The sequence below is a fragment of the Chroococcidiopsis cubana SAG 39.79 genome (genome assembly GCF_003991895.1).
Taxonomy (GTDB): Bacteria; Cyanobacteriota; Cyanobacteriia; order Cyanobacteriales; family Chroococcidiopsidaceae; genus Chroococcidiopsis; species Chroococcidiopsis thermalis.
Map to the genome: position 1 here is coordinate 181,016 of NZ_RSCK01000003.1, position 18,167 is coordinate 199,182.

Here is an 18,167-nt window from a genome sequence, read left to right on the forward strand (position 1 = left end):
AACCTGCCCCTGAACCAAACCCAACTTGCGAATAGATGGGACTGCGGTAGCCAAACGCAGAAATAGCACCATCCTTTACATCTCCAAAGTAGGGATCGATCAGATCGACAAAATCTCCTAAAACACCACCGTAAGGTTCGACAAGAACCGTCAGGCGATCGCCTATCGGAAATTCATAGGCGAGATAAAACACTCCCAAGTCATTTTCGGTAGAACCAACGGTATCTCGTTCGTACACGAGTCGTCCCATGTTAGTACCTGTTGCGTCTCTAAAATCAGGGAAGTTATTGGCATAAAGCGAGACAGTCAGCGTATCTTTACCAGTAAAACTAGTCTCGAAATCTAACAGCACCCGATTGCTAAGGGTGAAATTTTCATCCACCCTGCCAGCCGAACCTGCTGTCACGCCAGAAGGAACGGCTTTGTCTTTCCCAACAGCTCCACTCAAAGCAAAGATGACTTGCCCGTTGAGTTTAGTCGTGGTGGAAAATTGATTGGCTTCTAATTCAGATGTCTGAGCTTCCAAGGCATCAACTCGTCCGCGAAGCGTAGCAAGTTCGGTAGAAAACTCTTCTTGCAACCGCTGTAGAGTTGCCAGATCTTCTTTGGTTACATTGTCAGCCGTAGCTGTGGCAATTAATTCATTCACTCGATCTAGACAGGCATTCAAACCAGCGGCAAATTCATAACGAGTCAGAGCGCGGTTGCCGCGATAAGTTCCGTCGGGATACCCCGCAATGCAGCCGTATCGTTCCACCAATGACTGCAATGCTTGAAATGCCCAGTCATTAGGCTGTACGTCGGATAGTTGGGATACTGAGGTAACTTGAGCCAACGAATCATCGAGCTTGTCTTCATTGCTGTGGGGATTGGCTCGAATTGAAGAGATAGGAGACGCAGATCCAGGGAGACTTGTAGCTGGAATTGCTTGCATGGCATTGGAATATTCCGTGGAGGAGATTGTAGTCGCTTGAGCTATCGTGGCTTCTGCCTTACCAGCCTCAAGCACATCTGCCCCAGATGCAGTCCCCTTTGGTTTATCGTGGATAATCTCTATCGAATTCGTCTCTCTCTTTAAAGCTTTTATCTGTGCAGCTTGTAGTTCAGAAACTTTAGTAGTTTTTGGAGTTGGAGCCGCTGTCGAGGCAGCTACGCTTGACATCAAAAATATTCCGAAAGCAGCCGAGCTTAGTAGTAGGTATTTCCACAAAATATTAGACACTTTCCCTCACACTTTTTTAGTACAAAAACTTCAAGAGCGACAATTCGAGAAATTCTTTACTCATTTAGCTGAGTTGCCTTAGACAATCGTTGCACAGCAGTAAAAGAGGTATGTCTCCTCTCCCCTTGTCAGCTCAGCAGAGTAGAGAACGTTTACCAAATAAACGTTAGCTTTTGTTCTTATCCCCCGCAGGAAGCTTATAGAACAATAGAAGGAAGTATTGTTTTTACAGTAATTTTACTTATTCTTACTTCCGAACGCTTCATTGGAAAACGCATCTAGTTTCTCAGCTATTATCGTTCCTATTAATAGCATTACTTCTTAAGTCTTGTCATTTCATACATATATATTTTTAATATTTTCAAGATATTACTACATTTAATAAAAATTTAATTATTTCTCTATTACTGTCTAGAAGTAGCTAAAATAAGCTCGGAGAGCTATTCTATAGTTTGCACTTGAGTCAACATCTTTTAAATCAACATTTTTTTCATCCTGAATTCATATTTATATGCTAATCAGTTTAAAATAAATTGATGTAACTCCAGCATAAGTTTGAAACTAAGTTATTTTCATCCTAATTTCATAATTAACTATCAATTTAGTGGAGCGTGGATTATTTACCAAAAAACGAATGATATTCTTCTGAAGCAAAATATTAGTGTCTCTACGGATGTCATTCATAAGTAGAGACACTAACTTGATAAAGTATCTACCTAAGTGTTCTTTAGGGAGCTGGATCGTCTCTAGTTACACTTCATTGCCTGTGGTGTATTTAACTCGTTCCTAAACTGCTAAGAGTGAAAGGGTGTAGCTCCAAAGTTCAATTGCCTTTTCGAGTGGGCTTACTTTCTGCTTCCAGATAATCCAAAGTAAACGTGACTTTTGTCTACTGTGTGTAATCTCTGTGCTGCTCAAAACGAAATACCTGCTCTGATGATTGGGAAAATGGCGTTCAATCTCAAGGTAATTCTTAGGATAAGGTTTCTGGCGATCGCCTCCTGGCTACTTTTCAGCAGGCAGAGAATTTTGAAAGTTACGCGGTCCTTTGTAGCCAGAAAGTTGTGCCAGTTCTTCTAAGCTTTGAGTCCCCGTAACAGTTTTGCCGTTAATTACCCAGGTGGGATATCCTTGTACCCCCGCAGCTTGACACTGCTTTGTTTGAGGATTTTTGCCTTTAGGATCGCACTCCACATAAGGAATGTCCTTAACTGCCTCCCGACCAAACAGTTGTTTTTGGTCGTGGCAGTGCGGACACCAGAAGCCGCCATAGAAGACTGCGCCAATCTGCTTCAGGTGTTGTGCCAGAGCGATCTCTGCTTTGCCGGAGCTAGTGGTAATGGGGTATCCCCCTGGTGAGGGTTGCTCCGTACTATGGCTGGAGTCGGCGACTGCTGGAGTTTTCGCGTTGATATAAACTCCTAGCGTGCCGATTAGCACGATCGTTACCACGATAAATCCGGTGAATAACAGTTGACCGATATCTTGCCAATCCCGACACAAGAGCGCCAAAGTAAATAGAAGTGCTGATAGGATTGCCGAGCCAACACAATAGATACAGACTGCCTTAATCTCAAAAGCGAGTAGATACATCAGGTAGCCGCTGAAAACCATCATCGCTGTTCCACCAGCAAACAATAGCAACCCAGTCCAGTTCTCCAACTGCGAGCGCAGAGCCTTATTGGACTGTGAATTTACAAGTAGAGGAGCCACAGCGAAGATTACCATGCTAGCGTAGGCGAGAAAGCCAAATAACGCCAGTGGTAAACCAAAGACAGTAGCGTAGGGGCTGGCAAGTACGATATCGCAGCCTTTAGTCGGACAGGCAGCAGAGCCTTGAGAAAATTTAACGACAGTGAGATAGGCAGTGACTACAGCACCCACAGTAGCAAGTCCTGCCATTAAAGGGCGCGAATAGCGATGAGTCCAAGGAGTAGAAGATCGTTTCTTCATGAAACTGTTGTGGATGAAGTTGAATATGAGGCTAAACAATTGTATGCAAAAGAATGCTTACCGCTCTTAGGTTGGTACTGCTGGCTCTAAACAATCACATTCCATTAGCAGTTACCAGCAAAGGGATTTCCGTATCTGCTAAAACCGCCACGACTAGTCCGAGCCACTCCAAGCGTACCCAACAAAAGTTAACTGCTAGCATTTTAATACAATACATATAATTACTGAATAAATGTTCACATATACAATGATTCTCATTTTAGATAACATGAGTAAGATCGATCGCCATTGCTTTTAATGAACAAGCGTAAGAAAAAGCTAGAAGATACCCCACCTCTTAGTCCGGATGCATCGACCTGTGAAATTCATCCAGTGCATCTCATCGATCGCGTTAGCTCTTCAAAGACACAAATCTTACCCACAACAAAGGCACAGCAGATGGCAGAATTTTTTGCAGTGCTAGCAGATCCAAACCGTCTGCGCCTCATATCTGCTCTTACTTCCCAAGAGTTGTGCGTCTGTGACTTAGCGGCGTTGACGAAAATGAGCCAATCGGCTGTTTCTCATCAACTGCGATTATTGAAAGCCATGCGTTTAGTCAGCTACCGTCGAGAAGGTCGCAACGTTTATTACGGTTTGGCTGATAACCATATTATCAACCTGTATCGCTGTGCGGCAGAACACTTGGACGAATCAAATGAAAGAACGCTCTTTGGGTCGCCACCCTGACTCAAGATAGCCCAACAACTTTGGTGTAGTGAAGTTTGACAGCTCGTCTTTTGACAGAGGCAGTTGCTTCATGCAAGTAATGACAAAAAAATCCTATGCCACGTCGATTACATCTAGAGCGAACACTTGGTTGGACTCTGCTTTTCGCCTCACTTATTAGCCCAGCTTCTGCCCACAACATTAAGATATCTGGGGACGTGGCTGGTACTTGGCACGTTGAGCCTAATCACGCTCCCAAAGCTGGAGAACCTGCTAGAGCTTGGATTGTACTGACCCGCAAGGGAGGGCAAATCCTGCCATTAGAGCAGGCTAATTGTCAAATGGCTGTTTACTCGCAACCTCGCAAAGGAGGTGACTCCCCCGTGCTACAGCCTACCGTCAAAGCTATTAATGCTGAAAAGTATCAGGGTATTCCTGGAGCGGATATCGTCTTTCCCAAGACTGGGCTTTATCAACTGGAGTTAAGCTGCACGCCAAAAACTCAAGGTAGTTTCCAGCCGTTTCAGTTAAAGTATGATGTCACTGTTGCAGCGAGTACTACACCAATACCCAGCACTAAAACATCATTGGAGAACACCACAGATAGTGCAACTACGCAAGCGAAAAAAAGTCAGCCAAACTAAAGTCCCCAAGAGTGGACGATTTTTGCAATTACGATTACAGCACTTTCAGAATGGAGAACCTTGGGAATAACAGTACGCCGTCATATAAAGCACTAATTTTTTAAGCCTACCCTGCATATCGTACCTTGTACTGACGCATGAAGTTAGCTGGATTTAATTCCCTGTCTAAAAGCATTTGGATACTAGAATCTCGAACTAACCTTGCGTGTCATTATAACTAGTGTTTATAGACTAGTGTTTATAGCGTAAAGTTTTCCTCAAAGCTTCGTCTGGTGAGCGGTTGCTCTAGTTCTAAACCTTCACCGCCCAAAACTTCCAACGGTTTGCCTTCTACTTCAATCCAGACCTTTGCTTTTGGATCTAAACTCGTGGCAGTATAAATAACTTGTGCCACGCGCCCAATCATAGCAGCACTACCACCGCCAGTAGTGAATTCTTCGGACAAATTGACGCGAACGCCATCTGGCTCAACTTTCACGTTCCGAAGCTTTGTTCTGGCTGGAATGGTAGTAGTTACCTCTCCCTTCTGAGGTCCCGCTAACAAACTGTTGAAAGCCGCTTTTAACATTGTACTGGGCTGGCGATCGGCAGTAGCTGCAATCGCTTCGGAAACCAACTCTTGGTTGCTACCAGTGTCCTTTAGCCAAAAAACTTGTGCCGTTTGCTCAACCTTCGGCTGTACAGATGGCGACGGCGACTGTTGCACTGTGTTGGGGGTAATTGGTGATGTTGGAGATTTAGTAGAATGCCAAATCCACCAAGCAGTACCCCCTCCTGCTACCACTACTACTGCTGCAATCGCCGCGATTAAACCACTAGAACCACTACGAGCTGGTTGTTTTGACATACTGAACCCCCTCCTTGGGGCTGGGATATTTGTGTAAGAAGGAAAACTTTGATTAACTACAGTTGACAACCAGCTATTTTTTGAAGACTGGAAGATGCTTCTAGATGGAGGAACGCTATAACTTGTTATTTTGTGAATTTATATTCAATTGTAATATTCGTACCTCCCACACAGAAGTCAGCTAACCTACTGGAAACTTGCTAATCTGGGGCAAAGAAAGTTTTGCGATCGCTACCAAACTTATTTAGCGTTCGGGAATTTACTAAAGTATCAGCTCATGATGTTTGATACCTCTTTTGATACCATTGTTGCATTTGGTCGATTTCAGCCGTTTGACTTTTGACAATTGCTTCAGCTATCTGACGAATTTCAGGGCGTTGGCTATGGGTCAGTACCATTTGAGCCATCATCACACCCATCTGGTGATGGGGAATCATTTGTTGAATAAACTCTCGATCGAAGTCAGATGCATTTTGCAGGGCATACATATTTGTACCCATGCATCCACCACCCATCATGCAACAACCGCCGCCAGATCCCCAACCTCGGTCATTCCAGCCTTGGTGCATACCCATGCCAGAATTCCAGTCAGGTTGAGTATTGCCTTGCTGCTGGCGATTCCGGTGATGCCAACCCCAGCCCATACCTTGTCTCCAAACAGGAACATCAGTACCATACCACTGCTTGTACCAAGTTTGCATTTGTTGAATTTCTTTGTTCTGTGTGGTTTTAATTGTTGCGGCTAGTTTTTTCAGTTCGGGCTGCTTTGCTCGACTCAAAGCCAGATCTGCCATTGCCACAGCCCCTTCATGATGCGGAATCATCATGATGATAAAGTGTTGGTCGGACTGACCCATCATTCTCAGTCTGGAAGGAACTGGGGTGGTGTTGCCTAGAGGGGTAGCTTGAGAGATACTTCTTGACGGCGTGCGATCGGTCTTGGTTATACCTGTAATAATGTTCGGAATTGAGGCTTGCGGGAGTGCTTGGGTAGCAGCGAGCATCAACATAGCGACGCTACCCGCGAGCAAACCTGCAAAACTGTAGAGAGTTAGTTTTTTGTTCATGGTTACACCTCATTTCCATACAAGGGAAAAAAAGCCTTCCCAGCAATTAATGGATCTCAGAAAGGTTTCGTGGAGCCAGTGGAAAAATAGTAGTTTTATCTTAATGTTAGACAAAAAAGTTGAGAAAATTGTGAGCAAAAGGTATTTAACTCTGTTTGGTGTAGTTGCGATCGCGTACACTCCAAATGGTTGATGTCCATCGTGGGGTTACTGCTCATTCGGAAGATTCCCCAGCTCGATCCGCGTTCAAGTGATGAGATGATATAAGGCAATTTGCCAGAAATTTCTGTTATGATGACTGGGATTGACGCGATCGCATGAAGAATAGAGGCGACTAAATGTAAATTATTCTGTTATGAAACCAGAACGATTCTTGATTGTTTAGCCCTAAGAAAATGCAAAAATCTTTCAGTCACAAGCCAAACAACTTCAGACAACCTAAAAAGTCGAGATGGTGGTTGAGATTGATTATTTTAGGGGTGCTAGCGTTACCGATTCTCATTTGGAACGGACGCAGAGAACAGCAATCTTCTTCTGAAAAAAATCCTTTTGGCTACTTACCACAACTAGCTATGTCGGGAGGCGATCCTTATGTTCGGGCATTAATGCGGACGATATCTGCCAGCAAGTCAATAGCAACGTCAAAAACTAACTGTTATTTGTGAGATTTTAAATGAAATACAAACAATCTCTGAGAATACAAAAATGGTTGCGCCCGATTGCGATCGGTGCTGCCATTGGAGTCGCGATGGTGACTTATCCAGCAGTAGCGCAGAACTTGGGAGACAATTCTTTGCTGGGTACTCCTCTAGGGCGATCGGTGAGTGTCGATCGAAACGTCAGTAAAAAACAGACAAAACCATCTGCAACGCCAGAGATTGTTGTCTACCGCAGTCCATCCTGCGGCTGTTGTGGTGGATGGATTGACTATATGAAAAAACAAGGTTTTCAAACAAAAGTCATACTCGCATCCGACACAGAAGCAGTCAAACAAAAGTATGGCGTTCCCGATCGCCTTGCATCTTGCCATACGGCAGTCGTCAACGGTTATGTCATCGAAGGACACGTACCAGTTAATGATGTTAAGCGCCTGCTGCAAGAAAAGCCAAATGTTACTGGTATATCCGTTCCCGAAATGCCTGTAGGCACTCCTGGTATGGAAGTAGGGGATCGCAGAGATCCATTCACCGTGTTCTCCTTCGATAAAAAAGGCACAGCTAAAGTCTTTAACAAGTATCCATCTTCTTGAAGCGGATTTCTGCCAAAAAAGCTTTTGTGAGAATGTAACTTCGCTTAAGCCTTTTGGCAGAGATAGAAGATTGTCTGCGATTGACACGAACAATTAGTTACACAACAGCAGGTACTCGTGGCTCTAAATCTTGAAACAATGGCGTACTCAAGTAGCGTTCTCCAAAGCTAGGCTGCATCGTGACAATCAATTTTCCTTTGTTCTCCGAGCGCTGAGCGATGCGGATTGCTGCACACAACGCCGCACCGGAGGAGATGCCAGAGAGTAGACCTTCTTCTTCTGCCAACCGCCGACTGTAAGCAATCGCTTCCTCATCAGTCACGCTTATGACTTCATCGAGCAAGTCCACTCGAAGGACTTGGGGAATAAATCCAGCACCAATGCCCTGAATTTTGTGCGCTCCTGGTTATCCTCCCGATAAAACTGGGCTACTAGCAGGTTCAACCGCGATCGCTTGAAAACTTGGTTTGCGTGCTTTAATTACCTCTGCCACGCCGGTAATTGTGCCACCAGTGCCGATTCCAGCCACCACCATATCTACTTGCCCATCTGTATCTGACCAGATTTCCTCTGCTGTTGTCTCTCTGTGAATCTGCACGTTAGCTGGGGTGTGACCTCTACTTGATTTAATTGTTAAATCGTGTTTATGTTCTCTAAGGGAGTCTAGAGGGCAGAGCATGAGCGCGAAATTAATTAGTATTGAGGGGTCAACCGTCAAGCTAGAAGTGAGCATCGAGATCGGTCGTTCGATGTTGACGAGTGAGGAGAACATCCAGCAAAGCTTAAACGCAGCAGGATGTATTGCAACTGTTGCAGCCCTGAAATATTTGGATACCGATGGCTCTCCCCTAGAGATTGGCGGAGAAATCATGCGAACCAAAGGAGAACAGCCCAAAGCCTATTCTTCGCCCTTATGGAGAAGTGGTAGTTCCGAGGCATGTGTATCAACGCTCTCTTTGGTGGAACGACCTATTGTCCTCTAGAACGAGACGGAAGAATCATCATCACCTCAACGCCGAAGTTTGCCAAACAGGTGTCCTCGAAACTAGCCTCTGGTTCAGCACGAGAGGTTCAACGGGATCTAGGAGAAAATCATCGCCGTCCAGTCGCAGTTTCCTACATCCAGCGCCTGGGCGAAGCTGTTGCCAGCATTATTCAAGCTAAAGAAGAAAGTTGGAGCTATGCGCCACCCAAACTAGATGTAGAGATTACGAGTGTAGCCATTGGCTTAGACGGAACCTGTATGTTGCTGTGTGAAGAGGGATGGCGCGAAGCAATGGTGGGTACAATTGCCCTCTATGACGCTCATGCAGAACGGCAGCATACGATTTACATCAGCGCCACTCCAGAGTATGGGAAAGCCAGTTTTCTAGAGCGCCTAGAACGAGAAATTACCAGAACCAAGACCCGATACCCTCAAGCCACCTACGTTGGGATTGCTGATGCTGCAGAGTCAAACTGGCGGTTTCTCAAACAGCATACCAGTGAACAAATTCTCGACTTCTATCATGCATCCGGCTATTTAGGAGCCGCTGCCATCGCCCTTTATCCCAATCAACTAGCTTCGCAGCGTCAATGGCTCCAGGATAGTTGTCATGATCTCAAACATGACCCAGGTGCCGCCACTCAACTCTATGAACAGATGCTTGAGCTATCTCAAAGCTCAAAACATTCCCAGACGATTCAGGATAATCTGGCAGCAGCAGTGACCTATTTCCGTAATCATCAGCATCAGATGAACTATGCTCAATGCCTTGACAGACATTATCCCATTGGCTCTGGAGTGACTGAAGCTGCCTGCAAAACCGTGATTAAGCAACGCTTATGTTGTTCGGGAATGCGTTGGAAGCAAAAGGGAGCAGCAGCGATTCTGAGCTTGCGGACTTTGGTCTTAACCCTCTTCTGTCACTCTAGGAAAATTTGACGAAATTACGTGGTTTCAGCCAACGAAAAATCAAGGTTTCAACCCAGTTTGACAGAAGAGGGTTAACCCCCACGCGCTGGAATCAATTTTGGCATAAACTCAATCAATATGGTTTTCCAGTTGCTCTTTAACCATATCAAATAGAGGTCGCACCCGTTAGCTGGGTTCCGAAACTGTTGCAGCATATAGGCATTGGGAGTTGTGTCAACTATTGCCTGCGCTCGATGGATTGCACCGCTCATGCCTTCAAATCCTGGCGTAAGTTCGAGAGCGGCTCCATAGGCTCGCAACATGGATCGTCGTTCATTGCTCATTGTATCTGGCATCGTCAGAATTAGCCGATACCCTTTGGCAGCCGCCGCCATTGCTAAGGCAATTCCAGTATTTCCTGAAGTTGGTTCGACTAAAGTCGTCTTTTCTGGAGTAATTAATCCCTCTTGCTCTGCCGCAGTAATCATGCTGACACCAATCCGATCTTTGACGGAGGCAGAAGGGTTCATGCTCTCCAGTTTCACTACAATTTGCGCCACACACCCTTCGGCTTGGGGAATATTATTCAACTGCACCAGAGGAGTACTACCGACTAATTCTGTAATGTTTTTGGCAATCCGCATGGCTTTAATTGATTGTTAGTTGTCAAAAGAATGATAAATTGTTAAGTTTTCAGCTTCTTTAATGTTGAGTACGAGAAGCTAGCATTTGAGGGAAAGCTAAGTTACCGCAATGCTCGTTAGCAGGAATCGCTTCCATCATCTTTTGCGGCTTTGGTAGCTCTAAGTTGGTCATTAGTTCAATAAAGCTAGCGCGATCTCGTCCGGCAAACCGAGGATTCCACCGCTTTTCTTCCCCAATTGTAGACACTGTAAATCCTCGGTAATCATGAGCAGGGTATACCAGGGTTTCATCTGGCAGCGTAAATAGCCGCTGTGTCACTGAATCGAATAGAACTGCTGCGTCACCGCCTTGAAAATCAGTACGACCACAGCCTCGGATAAACAGAGCATCTCCTGTCAGCACGCGGTCGTTATTGACTCGGTAAGCCATGTGACTACCAGTGTGACCAGGGGTGGCGATCGCTTGGATAGAAATACTTCCAAGCAGCAGCATTTCTCCATCTCGAATCAACCGATCGGCACACACTGCCTGTGCCTTTTCTGGCAATATTCCCAAGCTCCCCGTCAACTCCCGTAGTTTGGCAGTTCCAGTGATATGGTCGGCGTGGATATGGGTTTCTAAACAATAACACAGCTTAAAGCCAAGCTCCTGAAGCAGATTGCAATCGCGCTCTACTTGTTCCAAAACTGGATCGACCAGCACAGCTTCTTGTGTTTTGGGGTCAGCAATCAAGTAGGTATATGTTTTGGATTCAAGATCGAACAACTGCCGAAAAAACATATCTAGCCCTCTTGGAACGTCTAATGCTGTGACTTCAAAAAAGTTCTACTGGGGCGGAGATAGCAGGAAGCTAAGTACAACTGCTTTCTCTCGCCCAAAGATCTGTTTTTTATCAGCTACACCAGCATCTTATAGATGAGACAGGTTACTTATTCGGTTGAGGAGTCATCCGCAGATAGGGCTTGACCTTTTTATAGCCCTTGGGAAACTTTTGCTTTAACTCTTGGGGATCTTTAATTGAAGGAACGATAACGCAGTCATCTCCCTCTTTCCAGTCGGCTGGAGTAGCAACTTGGTAGTTGTCAGTCAACTGTAAGGAATCAATTGCCCGCAAGATTTCGTCAAAGTTACGACCCGTGCTAGCAGGATAGGTAAGTGTTAATCGCAGCTGCTTTTGAGGGTCAATGATAAAGACGGAACGAACAGTTAAGGTATTGTTGGCATTAGGATGGATCATGCCATAAAGGTCAGAAACCTTACGCTCTGGATCTGCCAGGATGGGATAGTTGAGCTGGGTAGATTGCGTTTCTTCAATGTCTCCAATCCATCCTTTGTGGGATTCGACATCATCAACGCTCAGTGCCAACACTTTAGCATTGCGTCGATCGAATTCAGGTTTAAGTTTGGCAACAGCACCTAGCTCAGTCGTGCAAACAGGTGTGAAGTCGGCAGGATGAGAAAATAGCACAACCCAACTATCACCTGCCCACTCATAGAAATCGATCTCGCCAGTACTCGACGCTTGAGTAAAGTTTGGCACTGTATCGCCTAATTGTAGAGACATAGTAAACCTCCGATTTAACAGAAAAACAAACTAACCTATCGGGTTGATAGATTTCTTCAAAGTTGCAGAACGGTATTTCTAAAGTTTCGAGATCCCCTCGCTAGACATCTGTGTTAACTGTCTAATGCCCTGATTGGGGAGCGTTTCGGAAATTACGCGCTCCCTGATAATTCGACAAATCTGCTAGTTCTGGCAGCGTCTTTTCTCCGGTATATTTTTGTCCGTTGATTTCCCAGGTAGGAAAACCCTCAATTCCTGCCACTTGGCACGTCTGGGGCTGCGCGTTTTGTCCCTGGGGATGGCATTCCACGTAGTTCAACTGCTTGGCGGCTTCTGCACCAAAGAGGTGCTTTTGGTTCTGACAGTGGGGACAGGTGAACGCCCCGTACATCTTGGCTCCCGTTTGCTTGAGATGCTGCGCCAAAGCAATTTCGGCTGCACCAGAGGATGAGGCGATCGTATAACCACCCGGTTGGGCAGCGACACGCGGATTGCTCACGTTAGCGTAAACGCCGAGTGTGCCAACCAGTGTAATCATGCTAACAATCGTCCCAGTAAAAAACAGTTGCCCAACTTCTTCCCAATCCCGCCCAATAATGGACAGGATGAACAGGCTAGTTGACAGCAATGCTGACCCAACACAGTAAATACAGACTGCTTTGATTACAAATGCAATCAAGTACATCAAATAGCCACTGAAGATTGTCATGGCGGTTGCCCCCATGAACAGCAGTAGCCCAGTCCAGCGTTCTAAATTAGTGCGGAGTGCCTTTTGTTCAGAGGGGTTAACTAGCAGAGGGGCGATCGCAAAAACGACCATGCTGGCATAAGCAAGGAAACCAAACAGCGCGAGGGGCAACCCAAACATAGTCGCATAGGGACTGGAGAGAACCACATCACATCCTCCGGTTGGGCAAGCAGTAGGATCTCCAGTGAGTTTGGTAATCGTAAGATACGCGGTGACTGCTGCCCCGATTGTGGCAATTCCTGCTATGAGAGGGCGCGACCAACGATGAATCCAGGGAAGAGATTGTTTACGAGTTATCATGAAACTTCGCTAATTCGTGTATTAAACAAACGCATGGCATTGAACGTTACGAACAGGGAAGATCCCATATCTTCTAGCACTGCTACTGGCAAACCAATTATCCCTAGAGTTCCCAAGAGGATAAACGTGCCATTCAAGACAAGCGCTAGGACAATACTTTGCTTGATGACTGACAGGGTGCGTTGGCTGAGTTTAATCGCATAAGCCAACCGTCGCAGGTCTCCACTTGTAAGTACAACATCAGCCGTTTCAAGAGTAACGTCGATATTACCTACTGCAAAACTAACATCGGCGGCTGCCAGAGCGGGAGTATCGTTGATGCCATCTCCAACCATACCTACTACTCCAGAGCGGCGAAGCTTGTAGATTGCCTGGAGTTTATCTTCGGGTAGAAGTTCAGCTTGATGTTCATCAATGCCAACCTGTCGAGCAATCTGTCTAGCTACGGGAGAGCGATCGCCTGTCAGCATTACCAGGTGTTTCAACCCAATTCGTTTCAACGCTCGAACCGCTTCTGTAGATTCCAGGCGCAAACCATCTGCTAGAGCGATCGCGCCGATTAAGCCTTGACGAGTCCCGACTAACACGGGAGTTTGTCCCTGTGATTCCATCTCGGTCAATAAGGATTGAGCTGCTGCTGATAGTGAAATTTCTTGCTCAGTAAACAATCGACGATTGCCGACAAAGTAAATAAACTGTCTAAACTTTGCCCAAACTCCTTTACCAGGGACAGCGGTAAAGGATTCTGGCTCCTCCAGTTCCATTTCCTTGGCTTTTGCTTGTGCCACGATCGCCTTTGCCAACGGATGCTCCGATCGTTGTTCTAAAGAGGCGGCAATAAGTAGCACGGTATCTGCACTTATTTCCCCTAAGGTATAAACCTCTTGTACAACAGGCATTCCTTGAGTAATCGTGCCAGTTTTATCAAAGGCAAGGGTTGTCAATCGTCCGGCTGTCTCCAGTGCATTGCCGCCTTTGAATAACACCCCTTTTCGGGTTGCCGCCCCAATTGCACTCACGAGAGAAACGGGGGTAGCAATTACCAAAGCGCAAGGGCAAGCAATGACGATTAATACTAATGCTTTGTAGAACCACACATTGAACGGTTGAGCAAAGAACAATGGAGGAATAAATGCCATTCCTGCCGCAAGAGTCAGGACAATTGGCGTGTAAATGTTAGAAAAACGGTCAACCCACTGCTGAATCGGAGCGCGGCTCTCTTGAGCTGATTCCACGAGATGAATGATGCGGGAGACTGTTGTGTCTTTTACGGAGTGGGTTACTCGAACTTCCAAAAAGCCAGTAGAGTTCAGCGTGCCTGCGAAGACGCGATCGCCCTTCTGTTTATCTTCTGGAATCGCTTCCCCTGTGATTGGTGACTGATCGACTGCACTCATTCCAGACATCACGACACCATCTAACGCAATGCGTTGTCCTGGTCGAATAGTCAGGATTTCGCCTACCCCAATTGTTTCGACAGGAAGCGACAGTTCCTGTCCGTTCCGCTTGACTGTAGCAGTAGGTGGAGTTAAATCCATCAAATCGCGAATGGCATTGCGAGTGCGACTGAGGGTGAAGGTCTGTAACGTTGTCCCCAAGGTAAACAAGACGATGACTAGTGCGCCTTGGAACCAATAGTTCAGGATTGCAGCTCCAATTGCGGCAAGCGTCATCAGCAAGTTCATGTCGGCTCGACGCAGTTTCAGAGAGATCCAGGCAGCTCGTGCGATCGGCAACAGGGCAACAATTAAGCTGATGGCATAGAAGCCTTGGGCGACCCAATCTAGTGAGAATACCCGTTCAACGATCGCTCCCAGCACCAAGCCAATGCTACTGAAAAGGACGGTCTGTCCCCTTCGCGTCCTCAGCCAGAACTGCCAACCTGTCAAGTCGGATTTTGGCGATCGCCGAGCGGCTGTCGGCTGGTGAGGTGGCATAGCATCAGAGCCAGTGCCAGTATTTTCTACATTCGCGCTCGTCACGTCCTCGACGGTATAACCCAAAGCAGTAACTCGATCGAGAATTGCCGATTCACTGACCTGAATCGGGTCATACGATACTTCTAGCCGTTCGGTTGCAAAACTGACTGAAACTTCAGAAATCCCTGGCAGTTTCTGGAGACTAGCTTCAATAGTCTTGGCACAGCTGCCGCAATCCATTCCACTCACCTTGGCTTGAAGTTTTTGAGTAGAGGACTGCGCCGGAGCCTGCTCAATGGTATAGCCTAAAGCCATGACGCGATCTCGAATCTCCGCCTCACTCACAAGCTTAGGGTCATAGGCAACGTGTAAACGCTCAGTGGCAAAGCTCACAGATGCTTCGGCAACTCCAGGCAACTGCTGCAAGCTAGCTGCAATCGTCTTAGCACAACTACCACAATCCATGCCACCAATTTGCGCTTGTAGGCTTTTAGTTTTAGATGGAGCTATATCAATGGTGTAGCCCAAAGCGGTAACGCGATCGCGAATGGCAGATTCATTCATGAGCTTAGGGTCAAAAGACACATTTAAGCGCCCTGTCGCAAAACTCACAGATACCTCAGTCACTCCAGGCAGCTGCTGCAAACTCGCTTCAATGGTTTTGGCACAGCCGCCACAATCCATACCGCCAATCTGCGCTTGTAGGATTTTGATAGAGGGAGTGGATGTCATTTTGGGTGATTCGCTAGAAGATTTTAATTATGGAAAGCTTTCCCGACCGTTCAATTACTTATTCCAAGCTAGGTAAGCCAAAGCAGATCGGCTTGTAGACGTAATTATCAGCATATTATCACTTACTGATATGTTAGTCTATCGTTAGAGAGAGTTACTTGGATAAAATCAGCAAAATATTATTAGTGGCTGATAAGCTGATATTTTAGAACTTTACTAATGCCAATGATTGCTCAAGCTAATAAAGTAGCTAATAAAGTTGACTTGAAAGCCAAGCTCTTTCGCGGCTTTTCCGACTCCTCGCGTCTATCCATCCTCAACGCGTTGCGTGTCGGTCCGTTAACTGTCAACGATATTGTTGAAGCTACGGGACTAAACCAATCTAATGTTTCTAACCATCTTGGGTGTCTGCGCTGTTGCGATCTGGTTATCCGCTCTCAGCGAGGACGTTACGTATACTATCAACTGGCTGATGCACGAGTAGCCAAGTTTCTAGACTTGGCAGATGAACTGCTAGCGGACGTGGCGAAGGGTGTCTACGAATGCACTCACTACGATCTGCCAAAAGAGGCTAAAAATGGCAAATGCAATAACCATTGAGGTTGCTACTAGTCAAATTGATCGTGCCAAAACGTGCCAGCTGCTAAGTCTAGCGCACGAGGACAGGATTGCTTGGTGTCCAACCTGTGGACGACTTTTTGTCTTCCAAAAACAGTGGCAGGGAATAAAGGAGATTTTGAATGGTATTTGAGCATGAAGGCACTTTCCGATCTCGATCTCCCAGTTAAGCTGAATGACTGCCAACTTTCCCATTCGAGCTACGTAAAGGCTGGGCAAGGTACACAAAAGATAAAGCTCCTCTGGATTGTTTTGGGATTGAGGATTGGTCTTTTCCTGGTAGAACTGGGAGTAGGACTTTGGAGTCACAGCCTCTCACTTGTAGCCAGTGCAGGGCATTTATTCTCAGATCTGCTCGCTTTGGGATTGACACTGCTAGCCGCTTGGCTGGCACAACGTCCTGCTGTCTATCAGCGCTTAGAAATTTTGGTGGCGCTGCTCAATGGATTGGGACTGATGGCAATCGCTGCCTGGATTGCCTGGCAAGCTATTAGTCGCTTCCAAACTCCTTTGGCATACCGATGCGGATCGTAGTAGGATTGAGCTTGGTGATTAACGGCTTCAACGCTTGGTTGCTACAGGATGACAGTCACCATAACTTAAACCTGCGGGGAGCGTTCCTGCACGTAGTTGCTGATGCTGCTAGTTCTGTCGGCGTGATGCTAGCCGCTTTAGCCATTTACTACTTGAACTGGCTCTGGGCAGATGTATCTGCAAGTTTACTCGTTGCTTGCTTGCTCAGTCTCGGTGCTGTCCCCCTCGTTAAAGACAGCTTAGAGATTCTGATGGAATACGCTCCCCCCTGCATTGATGTAGCTGAGATTGAAGCTATCTTAAGAGAGCTAAAGCCTTCGATCGGTATCCATCCTCCTGAGTCCCCACCTGTGCTTTTGTCCTAGTCCTATGACTAGACCAATGGCAATAATGCCAGCGAACAAAGCGAGTGTAGTTAATCGTACTGATAAAGGCGGCGCTACTCCCTCAACTTCGATTTCTCTTTTCACCCGAAAAGGATGAAATTTGCGAATTGCATTGGGTTGGGGAGCAACTTCCACTTCAACTTTATGGGGTGCGCCATCAAAAAACTGCTGCTGCCAAGTCAGTTTTCCGGTGGTATCTGGAATACCTTGATAGGCAAAGGCTACCCATTCACGCTCGAGCTGGGTGGTTTTAACATTCAAAATCACGTCCGCTGCTGGCTGATGGGTTTGGGTATCGATCGCCTCAGCTTGCAAGTTAGCAATCTTACCAACTATTGCATTGGTATCCCCTAATAATCGCAGCTCAAGACCCTGAGACTGCACGATCGCACTAGATCCCGCTTGTGGTTCGCCTTTATGGGACATCGACACTCCAGATTCAGCGAGTTCGGCACTAATGTTGACGGTTAACAAGGCAGCGATCGCGATCGCGACTGCCCCACTTAACAGCAGCCGGACTCGCTGTGGTGCTATCTCACCAGCTGGGATGGATTGTTGCCCGCCGATCGTCCAACCACCCACTAATCCAACTGCAAACAAGATGGCAACAAGAAATCCAAAGTTACGATACTTCACCCAGTTTTCAGACACAGATAAAGTCAGAGTTTTCTGAATGGGAATAAAAGTATTAGTAGCGTTTGGGGTGACAGCGACTCGCAGTTGGTACGTCCCTCGAATCGGCAGCATTTGCTGAAGATTCAATTTCCCCTTAGGAGCAACAGCCTCTATCTCCAGAAGTTTTGTTCCTTCTACTATGGGAAAATCTGTTGTCAACCAAGGATTTGGCGGTGGAGCGAGAAGTTGTAGATGCATCCTGGCATTTTCTATTGGTTTATCCGACTCATCTACTACTTCTAAAATCAACTGTACGGGCAACTGCCGATTTGCTGCCTCGGCTTCAAAAGGTAAAATCTTGCTGACAGTGGGCTTAGTCGTCAGCCGCACGACTGGTTGTACGGTCTGAGATAATCCCGCGAGATCGCTAAAAACCATTCCCATCAGACAAATAGTGCTGATGAGCGCAGACGAATGAAATTTTAACATGTTTGCTCTTGAACTTTTACACAATCGGGAAAG

At 46.4% G+C, this 18,167-nt stretch carries 19 protein-coding genes and 3 pseudogenes; 10 read left to right on the plus strand and 12 right to left on the minus strand.

Going from position 1 to position 18,167, the window contains the following annotated elements; all coding sequences use genetic code 11:
- The 3 genes from DSM107010_RS03420 to DSM107010_RS41980 all read right to left on the minus strand — a co-directional run.
- On the minus strand, positions 1-1,162 hold a 1,162-nt coding region (locus DSM107010_RS03420; RefSeq protein WP_241994108.1), incomplete at its 3' end, for an iron uptake porin.
- Between the two features lie 1,065 nt (positions 1,163-2,227).
- The gene (locus DSM107010_RS03425; RefSeq protein ID WP_106165968.1) at positions 2,228-3,175 is read right to left on the minus strand and encodes a vitamin K epoxide reductase family protein; all 948 of its coding nucleotides are present in this window, start codon (positions 3,173-3,175) and stop codon (positions 2,228-2,230) included.
- A gap of 94 nt (positions 3,176-3,269) precedes the next feature.
- On the minus strand, positions 3,270-3,392 hold the full coding sequence (locus tag DSM107010_RS41980) for a hypothetical protein (protein WP_277871302.1): 123 nt from the start codon (positions 3,390-3,392) through the stop codon (positions 3,270-3,272).
- Between the two features lie 80 nt (positions 3,393-3,472).
- On the opposite strand from DSM107010_RS41980, the gene DSM107010_RS03430 reads away from it, so the two are divergent.
- Together DSM107010_RS03430 and DSM107010_RS03435 are read left to right on the plus strand one after the other, a co-directional pair.
- Positions 3,473-3,904 carry an ArsR/SmtB family transcription factor gene (locus tag DSM107010_RS03430; RefSeq protein ID WP_106165969.1) on the plus strand — a complete coding sequence of 144 codons (432 nt, stop codon included), beginning with the start codon at positions 3,473-3,475 and terminating at the stop codon, positions 3,902-3,904.
- A gap of 95 nt (positions 3,905-3,999) precedes the next feature.
- The gene (locus DSM107010_RS03435; protein ID WP_106165970.1) at positions 4,000-4,527 is read left to right on the plus strand and encodes a hypothetical protein; all 528 of its coding nucleotides are present in this window, start codon (positions 4,000-4,002) and stop codon (positions 4,525-4,527) included.
- A gap of 238 nt (positions 4,528-4,765) precedes the next feature.
- On the opposite strand, the gene DSM107010_RS03440 is transcribed toward DSM107010_RS03435, so the two are convergent.
- Positions 4,766-5,374, minus strand: coding sequence for a GerMN domain-containing protein (locus DSM107010_RS03440; RefSeq protein WP_106165971.1), 609 nt, complete (start codon positions 5,372-5,374; stop codon positions 4,766-4,768).
- Positions 5,375-5,649: 275 nt separating this feature from the next.
- Entirely contained in the window at positions 5,650-6,441 is a 792-nt protein-coding gene (locus DSM107010_RS03445; RefSeq protein ID WP_106165972.1) for a DUF305 domain-containing protein, read from the minus strand.
- On the opposite strand from DSM107010_RS03445, the gene DSM107010_RS40890 reads away from it, so the two are divergent.
- From DSM107010_RS40890 to DSM107010_RS03455, 3 genes and pseudogenes are all read left to right on the plus strand, one after another.
- Positions 6,440-6,634 (plus strand): hypothetical protein, encoded by a 195-nt coding sequence (locus tag DSM107010_RS40890; protein WP_106165973.1) that lies wholly within the window; start codon positions 6,440-6,442, stop codon positions 6,632-6,634. The two genes, DSM107010_RS03445 and DSM107010_RS40890, sit on opposite strands and share 2 nt — an antisense overlap.
- Positions 6,635-6,836: 202 nt before the next feature.
- A pseudogene (locus tag DSM107010_RS03450) lies at positions 6,837-7,079 on the plus strand (glycoside hydrolase); the annotation flags it as partial.
- Positions 7,080-7,114: 35 nt separating this feature from the next.
- Positions 7,115-7,690: a DUF411 domain-containing protein gene (locus DSM107010_RS03455; protein WP_106165974.1), complete on the plus strand. Its 576-nt coding sequence runs from the start codon at positions 7,115-7,117 to the stop codon at positions 7,688-7,690.
- Between the two features lie 97 nt (positions 7,691-7,787).
- Here DSM107010_RS03455 and DSM107010_RS42830 read toward each other — a convergent pair.
- A pseudogene (locus tag DSM107010_RS42830) lies at positions 7,788-8,297 on the minus strand (pyridoxal-phosphate dependent enzyme); the annotation flags it as partial.
- Between the two features lie 70 nt (positions 8,298-8,367).
- On the opposite strand from DSM107010_RS42830, the gene DSM107010_RS03465 reads away from it, so the two are divergent.
- Entirely contained in the window at positions 8,368-8,673 is a 306-nt protein-coding gene (locus DSM107010_RS03465) for a hypothetical protein (RefSeq protein ID WP_106165975.1), read from the plus strand.
- Entirely contained in the window at positions 8,628-9,614 is a 987-nt protein-coding gene (locus DSM107010_RS03470) for an ISKra4 family transposase (protein ID WP_127022381.1), read from the plus strand. The genes DSM107010_RS03465 and DSM107010_RS03470 overlap by 46 nt, the downstream gene beginning before the upstream one ends.
- Before the next feature lie 155 nt (positions 9,615-9,769).
- Here DSM107010_RS03470 and DSM107010_RS03475 read toward each other — a convergent pair.
- From DSM107010_RS03475 to DSM107010_RS03495, 5 genes and pseudogenes are all read right to left on the minus strand, one after another.
- Positions 9,770-10,228 (minus strand): annotated as a pseudogene (locus DSM107010_RS03475) (PLP-dependent cysteine synthase family protein); the annotation flags it as partial.
- A 58-nt stretch (positions 10,229-10,286) separates the two neighbouring features.
- Positions 10,287-11,009, minus strand: coding sequence for an MBL fold metallo-hydrolase (locus DSM107010_RS03480; protein ID WP_106165977.1), 723 nt, complete (start codon positions 11,007-11,009; stop codon positions 10,287-10,289).
- 145 nt (positions 11,010-11,154) lie between these two features.
- Entirely contained in the window at positions 11,155-11,793 is a 639-nt protein-coding gene (locus tag DSM107010_RS03485) for a peroxiredoxin (RefSeq protein ID WP_106165978.1), read from the minus strand.
- 121 nt (positions 11,794-11,914) lie between these two features.
- On the minus strand, positions 11,915-12,841 hold the full coding sequence (locus tag DSM107010_RS03490) for a vitamin K epoxide reductase family protein (protein ID WP_106165979.1): 927 nt from the start codon (positions 12,839-12,841) through the stop codon (positions 11,915-11,917).
- Positions 12,838-15,492 carry a heavy metal translocating P-type ATPase gene (locus DSM107010_RS03495; RefSeq protein WP_106165980.1) on the minus strand — a complete coding sequence of 885 codons (2,655 nt, stop codon included), beginning with the start codon at positions 15,490-15,492 and terminating at the stop codon, positions 12,838-12,840. The genes DSM107010_RS03490 and DSM107010_RS03495 overlap by 4 nt, the downstream gene beginning before the upstream one ends.
- A 219-nt stretch (positions 15,493-15,711) precedes the next feature.
- Here DSM107010_RS03495 and DSM107010_RS03500 point away from each other — a divergent pair, with 219 nt between their 5' ends.
- The 3 genes from DSM107010_RS03500 (at position 15,712) to DSM107010_RS42000 (ending at position 17,009) form a co-directional block, all read left to right on the plus strand.
- Positions 15,712-16,092: an ArsR/SmtB family transcription factor gene (locus DSM107010_RS03500; RefSeq protein ID WP_199755380.1), complete on the plus strand. Its 381-nt coding sequence runs from the start codon at positions 15,712-15,714 to the stop codon at positions 16,090-16,092.
- A 75-nt stretch (positions 16,093-16,167) separates the two neighbouring features.
- Positions 16,168-16,644 (plus strand): cation efflux transmembrane domain-containing protein, encoded by a 477-nt coding sequence (locus DSM107010_RS41995; RefSeq protein WP_258183788.1) that lies wholly within the window; start codon positions 16,168-16,170, stop codon positions 16,642-16,644.
- Positions 16,632-17,009 carry a cation diffusion facilitator family transporter gene (locus tag DSM107010_RS42000; protein ID WP_258183789.1) on the plus strand — a complete coding sequence of 126 codons (378 nt, stop codon included), beginning with the start codon at positions 16,632-16,634 and terminating at the stop codon, positions 17,007-17,009. The genes DSM107010_RS41995 and DSM107010_RS42000 overlap by 13 nt, the downstream gene beginning before the upstream one ends.
- On the opposite strand, the gene DSM107010_RS03510 is transcribed toward DSM107010_RS42000, so the two are convergent.
- Positions 16,953-18,134, minus strand: coding sequence for a hypothetical protein (locus DSM107010_RS03510; RefSeq protein ID WP_106165981.1), 1,182 nt, complete (start codon positions 18,132-18,134; stop codon positions 16,953-16,955). The genes DSM107010_RS42000 and DSM107010_RS03510 overlap by 57 nt on opposite strands.
- Positions 18,135-18,167 lie beyond the last annotated feature (33 nt).

Coding starts and splice junctions, on each gene's coding strand:
- DSM107010_RS03425 (WP_106165968.1), bottom strand. CDS start 3,175: ATGAAGAAACGATCTTCTACTCCTTGGACTCATCGCTATTCGCGCCCT.
- DSM107010_RS03490 (WP_106165979.1), bottom strand. CDS start 12,841: ATGATAACTCGTAAACAATCTCTTCCCTGGATTCATCGTTGGTCGCGC.
- DSM107010_RS03495 (WP_106165980.1), bottom strand. CDS start 15,492: ATGACATCCACTCCCTCTATCAAAATCCTACAAGCGCAGATTGGCGGT.
- DSM107010_RS03440 (WP_106165971.1), bottom strand. CDS start 5,374: ATGTCAAAACAACCAGCTCGTAGTGGTTCTAGTGGTTTAATCGCGGCG.
- DSM107010_RS03430 (WP_106165969.1), top strand. CDS start 3,473: ATGAACAAGCGTAAGAAAAAGCTAGAAGATACCCCACCTCTTAGTCCG.
- DSM107010_RS03480 (WP_106165977.1), bottom strand. CDS start 11,009: ATGTTTTTTCGGCAGTTGTTCGATCTTGAATCCAAAACATATACCTAC.
- DSM107010_RS40890 (WP_106165973.1), top strand. CDS start 6,440: ATGGTTACACCTCATTTCCATACAAGGGAAAAAAAGCCTTCCCAGCAA.
- DSM107010_RS03485 (WP_106165978.1), bottom strand. CDS start 11,793: ATGTCTCTACAATTAGGCGATACAGTGCCAAACTTTACTCAAGCGTCG.
- DSM107010_RS03470 (WP_127022381.1), top strand. CDS start 8,628: ATGTGTATCAACGCTCTCTTTGGTGGAACGACCTATTGTCCTCTAGAA.
- DSM107010_RS03510 (WP_106165981.1), bottom strand. CDS start 18,134: ATGTTAAAATTTCATTCGTCTGCGCTCATCAGCACTATTTGTCTGATG.
- DSM107010_RS03435 (WP_106165970.1), top strand. CDS start 4,000: ATGCCACGTCGATTACATCTAGAGCGAACACTTGGTTGGACTCTGCTT.
- DSM107010_RS41980 (WP_277871302.1), bottom strand. CDS start 3,392: ATGTATTGTATTAAAATGCTAGCAGTTAACTTTTGTTGGGTACGCTTG.
- DSM107010_RS42000 (WP_258183789.1), top strand. CDS start 16,632: ATGCGGATCGTAGTAGGATTGAGCTTGGTGATTAACGGCTTCAACGCT.
- DSM107010_RS03465 (WP_106165975.1), top strand. CDS start 8,368: ATGAGCGCGAAATTAATTAGTATTGAGGGGTCAACCGTCAAGCTAGAA.
- DSM107010_RS03500 (WP_199755380.1), top strand. CDS start 15,712: ATGCCAATGATTGCTCAAGCTAATAAAGTAGCTAATAAAGTTGACTTG.
- DSM107010_RS03455 (WP_106165974.1), top strand. CDS start 7,115: ATGAAATACAAACAATCTCTGAGAATACAAAAATGGTTGCGCCCGATT.
- DSM107010_RS03445 (WP_106165972.1), bottom strand. CDS start 6,441: ATGAACAAAAAACTAACTCTCTACAGTTTTGCAGGTTTGCTCGCGGGT.